This window comes from Oerskovia sp. NPDC060287, assembly GCF_042726775.1.
In the GTDB taxonomy this organism is placed as follows: Bacteria; Actinomycetota; Actinomycetes; order Actinomycetales; family Cellulomonadaceae; genus Oerskovia; species Oerskovia merdavium.
Genome location: NZ_JBHXBO010000151.1, coordinates 1 through 6,925, shown reverse-complemented (window position 1 = coordinate 6,925; position 6,925 = coordinate 1). Strand labels below are relative to the sequence as shown.

The following is a 6,925-nucleotide window of genomic DNA, read 5'->3' as shown; positions in this document are numbered from 1 at the left end:
GCCCCGCTCATCTCCCCTCCCGGGGGCCACTTCCTTCGCACGTCCTCCCTCGGCGCCTCGGGCCGGCCGACCGCGGCGTCCCACCGGTGAGACCCGGTCAGCGTTCGCAGGCGACGCCGTTGCCGTCCCAGTCGAGCGCCGGGTTGAAGCCGTCGTCGCCCTGCTTGAGCGGGGTCTTGCCCTCGCGCTTCGCGGCCTCGCACGTCAGGTAGATGCCGTTGACCTTGCCCGAGTCCCAGCCACCGTCGTTGCCGTTGTTGTTGTTGTCCTGCACGGCGGCCTCACGCTCGGCGATCGCGACCTCGCGGTCGTCGAGCGCGACGTCGCGCGCGTCGAGCTCGGCCTCCTTGGTGGCCGCGGCGGTCTCGCGGGCCGTGACGGCCTCGGTCGAGGCCGCGATCCCGGCGAGCTGGGTCTCGAGGTCGGTCCGCTCGGCATCGAGCTTCTCGCGCTCGGCGGCCATCTGCTCGGTCGTGAGGGCCGCTGCCGCGGTGGCGTCGCCGGCCTCCGACTGGGCCTTGAGCGTCACGCCGAGGCCGATGAGCAGCCCCACGGCGAGGCAGCCCACGCCGATCCCGAGGGGCAGGAGCCAGCGCATGTAGGTGCGCTCCTCGCGCTCCTCGTCGTCGTCGCTCGAGAAGATCGCGAGCGGACCGCGGTCGGAAGCAGGAGGCTGCCCGGCGGAAGCGGCAGGCGTCGCGACGGGGACCGCAGGGCCGCCGGCCTGGGCGGTGCTCGTGGCGGCGCCCCCCGGGGCAGCGGCAGCGCCGACGACCGGCAGGATCATGGTCGAGGAGGGGGCCTCCGCGGGCGCGGGTGCGCTCACGTCACGGCGTGACCGCCTCGTCGGCCCGACCGCGGGGGTCCCGCCCCCCGGGGACGTCGCGGGGAGCGTTCCGGGGTGCATGCCGGCGGGGACGGCGTTCGTGGCCCCGGAGACCGCCGACGCTCCGGGGGCGCCCGCGGTCTGGAAGAGCACAGGGATCCCGCCGCCCGGCGTCTCGCGGGACCAGGCCTCGGCCCCCGAGGCGGGCGGGGCAGGGGGCGGAGGCGGCGTGGGCACGGCTGCGGCAGCGCCGGCCTCCACCCAGAAGACCCAGCCCTGGGGCGCGGCCGGCCAGGCCGGGTCGGGGTGCCAGTCGGACGAAGGGGCGAAACCGGGGGGTACCAACCAGCCGGGCGGCGGGTTGAAATGTACGGCCATGGGAGAGCTCCTTCGACAGTTCCAGCGCGCTCACTATGCTGCAGATCGGCCCGTTGACGCCAATTCCGTGCCCTGTCAGCGGCGCCGGGTACAAAGGAACCGGGTCGAGGAGCGTGCGGCGGCCCCCGATCCGCAGCGAGACGGGCGATCGGCAGCGTGCGTGAGCGATCCCGAGGAGTCGTCGTGTTCCTGATGGACCAGCAGGACCCGTCCGCCGAGGAGCTGCTCGTGTTCTCGGCGAGCGACCTCGTCGCGGCGAGCGAGTGCGAGTACCGCCTGCTGCGCACGCTCGACGAGAAGACGGGGCGTGCGGCCCGTGGCGCGGTCGAGGCGGACGACATGCTCGAACGCACCGCGACCCTGGGCGACGTGCACGAGCAGCAGGTCCTCGCCGGGCTCGTGGACCTCGTGGGTGCGGACGCGGTCCGGGAGATCCCCGTGCCGCGCACCATGCGCCGCGAGGACCTCGTGGCCGCGCACGCCGCGACGCTCGCGGCCCTGCGGGACGGGGTCGAGGTCGTCTACCAGGGCTCGTTCTTCGACGGCCGCTTCCACGGCCGCGCGGACTTCCTGATCCGCACGGACAGCCGGGCGGCTCACGTCTCCCTGCTCCCCGCCGGCCCGACGACGTCGGGCACCCTGAGAGGGCCCGGCGCCCCGGGCGCGGGCGGCCCCGAGTACGCGGTGTACGACGCGAAGCTCGCGCGGCGCGCCAAGGTCCCCGCGCTGCTCCAGCTCGCGGCCTACGCGGACCAGCTCCTGGCCGCGGGCGTCGAGACGTCGCCCGTGCTGCACCTGATCCTGGGGACGCGAGCCGTGACCGACCACCGGCTCGCGGACGTCCTGCCCGTGTTCCGCGAGCGTCGTGCCGAGCTGCTGCACCTGCTGGACACGCACCGCGCGGCCGGCGAGCCGGTCCGCTGGGACGCCCCCGGGCTGCGGCAGTGCGGCACCTGCGGGTACTGCTCCCAGCAGGTCGAGGAGCACGACGACCTGCTCCGCGTCGCGGGCCTGCGCAGCACCCAGCGCGTGCGGCTCCGTGCGGGCGGCATCACGACCATGACCCAGCTCGCGTCGGCCACGGCCCCGCCCCGCGGCCTCGCTGCACGCACGTTCGAGGCGCTGAGGGTCCAGGCCCGGCTCCAGGCCGGTCTGGTCGACGTGCCGCCCGACGGGGGAGCCGTGCCGGGCCTGGGGCCCGGCCCCAGCGGGTCGGTCACGTGGAGCACGCAGGTGGTGCCGGGGGAGGGGGACCCGGAACCTGCCCGGACGGAGCAGCACACGCTCTCCTACGTGGTCGTCGACCCCGCGCCGCTGCGCGCCCTGCCCCCGCCGGACCCGGGCGACGTGTTCTTCGACTTCGAGGGGGACCCGCTGTGGTCCGTCACGGACCCGGCGACCGGCGACGTCACGTGGAACATCGACTACCTGTTCGGGCTCGTCGAGCGACCCGGCACGCCCGGGGAGAAGCCGCCCTTCCACGCGTTCTGGGCCCACGACCTGGAGCAGGAGAAGCAGGCGCTCGTCGACTTCGTCGACTACCTGGCCAAGCGGCGCGCCCAGCACCCCGGGCTGCACGTCTACCACTACGCGTCCTACGAGAAGACCCACCTGCTGTCGATCGCGGCCCGCCACGGTGTCTACGAGCAGGAGGTCGACGACCTCCTGCGCCAGGGCGTGCTCGTCGACCTCTACTCGACCGTGCGCCACTCGCTCAAGGTCTCGGCGCCGTCGTACTCGATCAAGAAGCTCGAGCCGCTCTACATGGGCGACCAGCTCCGCGGCGGCGACGTGACCGACGCCGCCGCGTCGGTCGTGGCGTACGCGACCTGGTGCGCCGCGCGCGACGCGGGCGACGAGGACGAGGCCGCCCGGCTGCTGCGCGGCATCGCGGACTACAACGAGTACGACTGCCTCTCGACCCTGCGGCTGCACGAGTTCCTGCTGGGCCTCGCCGGACGCTCGGCCCCCGCGACGAGCGACGTCCGCACGCCGGCCCCGGTCGGCGACGGGTGGGAGGACGACCTGCCGCCCGTCCTCGAGCTCAGCGACGCCGAGGTGGCCCGCCGGGCCAAGCGCGCGGAGGCCGAGCAGGTCGAGCTCGACGTACGGGCGCTCGCGGGCGGCGTGGACGGTCGGTCGGGGGACGGGCGGACCGACGACGAGGAGGCCGTCGCGCTCTTGGGCGCCGGGGTCGGGTACTACTGGCGCGAGGCCAAGCCGTTCTGGCAGGAGTACTTCTCGCGGCTCAAGGACCCGGTCGACGAGTGGCAGACCCCCCGGTCGTACTTCCTCGTGGAGCGGGCCGAGGTGATCGAGGACTGGGCCCGGGCGACGCCGCGCAGCAACCCGTCGCGCCGCCTGCGGCTCTACGGTGAGCTGCCCGACGGCACCGAGCTCAAGGCGGGCTACGAGGGCGCGACCGCACTCTTCGAGGGACCGGCTCCCGACGGGATCGAGCCCGCGCGCGGCGCGGTGCGCTGGTCGACGGGGAGCGTGCGCGTGCACGGCGTCGAGCGCGGGAGGCTCGCGAGCGGCCGGGAGGTCGACGTCCTCGACGTGCGGATGCCCGTCCCCAAGGGAGCCGCCACGCACGACGCGCTGCCCATGGCGCTGACGGTCGGGCAGGTGCTGCCTACGCCGCAGCAGGAAGCCTCGATCCGGGCGCTCGCGACGCTCGTCCAGGCGCAGAACCCCGACGGGCCAAAGGCTCCCCTCGGGCTGCCGGACCACCCCGCGCTCGACCTGCTGCGCCGGCGTCCGCCGCGCACGGTGTCCGGCGGCCCGCTGCCCACCCTGGGTGACGGCCCCGAGCGGTACATCGACGCCGTCACGGACGCCGTCCGCGACCTCGACGGGTCCTACCTGGGCGTCCAGGGGCCTCCGGGCACCGGCAAGACGCACCTCGCCTCGAAGGTGATCGGCCGCCTCGTCGCCGAGGGCTGGCGAGTGGGTGTCGTGGCGCAGTCGCACGACGTCGTCGAGAACGTCCTCGCGGGCGTCATCACCAAGGGCGGCGTCGCTGCGGACCGTGTGGGCAAGAAGGCCTCGGGTCCCAAGGGGCGTGACGTGTCGAGGGTCGGGCGCGACGCGGGGTCGGGCCTGCCCGACGACGTCGCGGCCGCCGAGCTCCCCGAGGGCTCGCGGCTGGTCCCCTGGCGTCTCGTGGACTCCGCCCAGACCTCTTCCTTCGTCGGCGAAGGGCCCTGCGTGATCGGCGGGACGGCCTGGGACTTCGCGCACGTCGAGCGTTTCGGTGACGGCGAGCTCGATCTGCTCGTGATCGACGAGGCCGGGCAGTTCTCGCTCGCGAACACCGTCGCGGTCTCGCGGGCCGCGCAGCGGCTCCTGCTCCTGGGCGACCCGCAGCAGCTCCCGCAGGTCTCGCAGGGGCAGCACCCCGAGCCGGTCGACCAGTCGGCCCTCGGCTGGCTGACCCGCGCGGGTGGCGGGCACGACGTGCTGCCCCCGGAGTTCGGCTACTTCCTCGCACGGTCGTGGCGCATGCACCCCGCGCTGTGCGACGCGGTGTCCGAGCTCGCGTACGAGGGCCTGCTGCACGCCGAGGCGGCCGCGGGCGAGCGGCTGCTCGTGGGGGTCGAGCCCGGTGTGCACGTGGTCGAGGTCGAGCACGCAGGGAACGCGGTGTCCTCGGTCGAGGAGGCCCAGGAGATCGTGCGGCAGGTCCGGGCGCTGATCGGGACCACGTGGTACCCGGGAGGGCAGGGCGGGGTCGCGCCCGTCGGTGGCGTCGCCGGCGAGGGAGCGTCTGGCGCCGGTGCTGGGTCCTCCGGTGTGGGCCCGGCCGGATCGCGGCCGCTCGACCAGCACGACTTCGTGGTCGTGGCCCCCTACAACGCGCAGGTCTGGACCGTGCGGCACGCGCTCCAGGCCGCAGGGCTGGGGGACGTGCGTGTGGGCACGGTCGACAAGTTCCAGGGCAAGGAGGCGCCCGTCGCGATCGTCTCGATGACCGCCTCGGCGCGCGAGGACGTGCCGCGCGGCATGGAGTTCCTGCTCTCGCGCAACCGGGTCAACGTCGCGGTCTCGCGGGGCCAGTGGTGCGCCGTCGTGGTCCGCTCGCCCCGGCTCACGGACTACCTGCCGCAGCACCCTGAGGAGCTCGCCGAGCTGGGCGCGTTCATCGGCCTGTGCCGGTCGGGGCGGCCTGCCTGAGCACGGCCCTCTGTCGAGTGCATGATCCGGCAGCGACACGCCGGGCGAGCCGCTGCCGAATCACGCACCCAAGGTCTGGACAGGGCCTCAGAAGTCCCCGAACCCGCCGAAGTCCCCACCACCGAAGTCGCCGAAGCCCCCGAAGTCCCCGCCGGCCTCGGTGAACTCACCTCCCGTGTCACCCGCACCCGGGTCGGCCTCGGTCGCGCCGGGGTCCCCCTCGCCACCCGTCCCGCCGTCGCCCGCGAGGTTCGCGGTCGGGTCGCCGAACATCGGGCCGAACATCATGTTGGCGACCGCGGAGCCGATCACGACGCCCGCGATGGTGCCGAGCATGCTCGAGCCGATCATCGACCCCATGCCCGGCCCGCCCTGCCTGCCACCGAACGACCGTTCGAGCGTGCCGGGGTTGCGCATCTCGGCGCGGGTCGCCATGCGGGCGAGCGACTGCGGGTCGTCGGAGGTTGCGCGCTCGGCGGGCGGCAGGCTCTCGCCGAGGTCGGTGAGCACGCGGCGTCGCTGCTCGGGCGTGAGCCGCGCGAACGCCTCGGCGTGCGCCTGCTCGACGGCCTCGGGGGGAGCGGTGCGCAGCAGGTAGCGGTAGCGGTCGATCGCGACGTCGTCCTCGCTGCGTCCCGGACCCGTCGGGGCGGGAGGCGGGGTGCCGTACACGGGGGACTCGTGGCCGTCGTAGGTCGCGGTGCGGCGCGGCACCCCGTCGTCCTGCGGGGTGCGGCCGAGGAGGCGGTCGAGGAATCCCATGTGCGTGTCCTTCTGGTCGAACCGTCGAGGGCGGGTGCCCTCACCGGTTCAACGCGGTACGCCGCGTCGCCGTTCCGTCGAGTGCATGATCCGGCGGCGAAACGCCCGGCGAGTCGCCGCCGAACCATGCACTCAACGGCGAGCGGGCTCCGGTACGCAGCCCACCCCGCTCAGGAGCCGGACGTTGAACGCCGCTCCCGAGACCTCGAGCGCGTGGTACTGCTCGTGCACCCGCACGGTCTGCCCGTCGGCCAGGTCGAGCGCGGTGTGGTGCCACGCCCGGCAGGCGCCCTCGCCCGTGAGGTACTCGACGACGACCTCGACGCCTCCGTCGACCGGTCGTACCGCGCGGACCGTGCCCTCGCGCCAGCCCCACGGCCGGTTGCCGAGCATGCGTGCGTGGACGGGGTGCAGGAGGTGCCCGGTGTCGTACCGGTCGCACACGGTCGGTGCAGGACAGGGGGCGGTCGTCGGCCGGCGTTCCATGACGTGCTGGGCCATGGTGCTCCTTCTCTCCGTGCCCGACGGCGGAGCTCACCCCGCGCGTCGACGCCCACCCGGGCGGGCCCAGGGTGAGGGGCGCGAGGAGGAGCGCCGTGTCGCCGGGCTTCTCGCTCTTCCCCCACGGTCGTGGGGGCGGGTCTTCCTCCGGGAGCACCGTGCGCGTCGCGCGGTTGCCGGACCAGCACGCCGGAGGGCGGTTCGCTGGTCCTCTGGACCGTTCTCAGTTCTACCACGGCGGCAGAGACCAGGCACGGAGGTGCCTGGTCCTGGACGCACGAG

General features: G+C 74.4%; 4 protein-coding genes and 1 riboswitch. Of the genes, 1 reads left to right on the top strand and 3 read right to left on the bottom strand.

Annotation, left to right across the window (positions count from 1 at the left end; translation table 11 throughout):
* Positions 1-97: 97 nt before the first annotated feature.
* Positions 98-1,204, bottom strand: a complete 1,107-nt coding sequence (locus ACFWFR_RS13440; protein ID WP_377623286.1) for an excalibur calcium-binding domain-containing protein — start codon at positions 1,202-1,204, stop codon at positions 98-100.
* A gap of 192 nt (positions 1,205-1,396) precedes the next feature.
* Between ACFWFR_RS13440 and ACFWFR_RS13435 the strand changes: the two genes are divergently transcribed.
* Positions 1,397-5,380 carry a TM0106 family RecB-like putative nuclease gene (locus ACFWFR_RS13435; protein WP_377623287.1) on the top strand — a complete coding sequence of 1,328 codons (3,984 nt, stop codon included), beginning with the start codon at positions 1,397-1,399 and terminating at the stop codon, positions 5,378-5,380.
* Positions 5,381-5,467: 87 nt separating this feature from the next.
* Here the strand turns inward: ACFWFR_RS13435 and ACFWFR_RS13430 are convergent, their stop codons facing one another.
* Complete coding sequence (locus ACFWFR_RS13430; RefSeq protein ID WP_191803781.1) at positions 5,468-6,142, bottom strand: hypothetical protein; 675 nt, start codon at positions 6,140-6,142, stop codon at positions 5,468-5,470.
* A gap of 132 nt (positions 6,143-6,274) precedes the next feature.
* The gene (locus ACFWFR_RS13425; RefSeq protein WP_377623285.1) at positions 6,275-6,643 is read right to left on the bottom strand and encodes a hypothetical protein; all 369 of its coding nucleotides are present in this window, start codon (positions 6,641-6,643) and stop codon (positions 6,275-6,277) included.
* Positions 6,644-6,750: 107 nt separating this feature from the next.
* Positions 6,751-6,862, bottom strand: a riboswitch (SAM riboswitch).
* Between the last annotated feature and the right edge of the window lie 63 nt (positions 6,863-6,925).

Coding starts and splice junctions, on each gene's coding strand:
- ACFWFR_RS13440 (WP_377623286.1), bottom strand. CDS start 1,204: ATGGCCGTACATTTCAACCCGCCGCCCGGCTGGTTGGTACCCCCCGGT.
- ACFWFR_RS13435 (WP_377623287.1), top strand. CDS start 1,397: ATGGACCAGCAGGACCCGTCCGCCGAGGAGCTGCTCGTGTTCTCGGCG.
- ACFWFR_RS13430 (WP_191803781.1), bottom strand. CDS start 6,142: ATGGGATTCCTCGACCGCCTCCTCGGCCGCACCCCGCAGGACGACGGG.
- ACFWFR_RS13425 (WP_377623285.1), bottom strand. CDS start 6,643: ATGGCCCAGCACGTCATGGAACGCCGGCCGACGACCGCCCCCTGTCCT.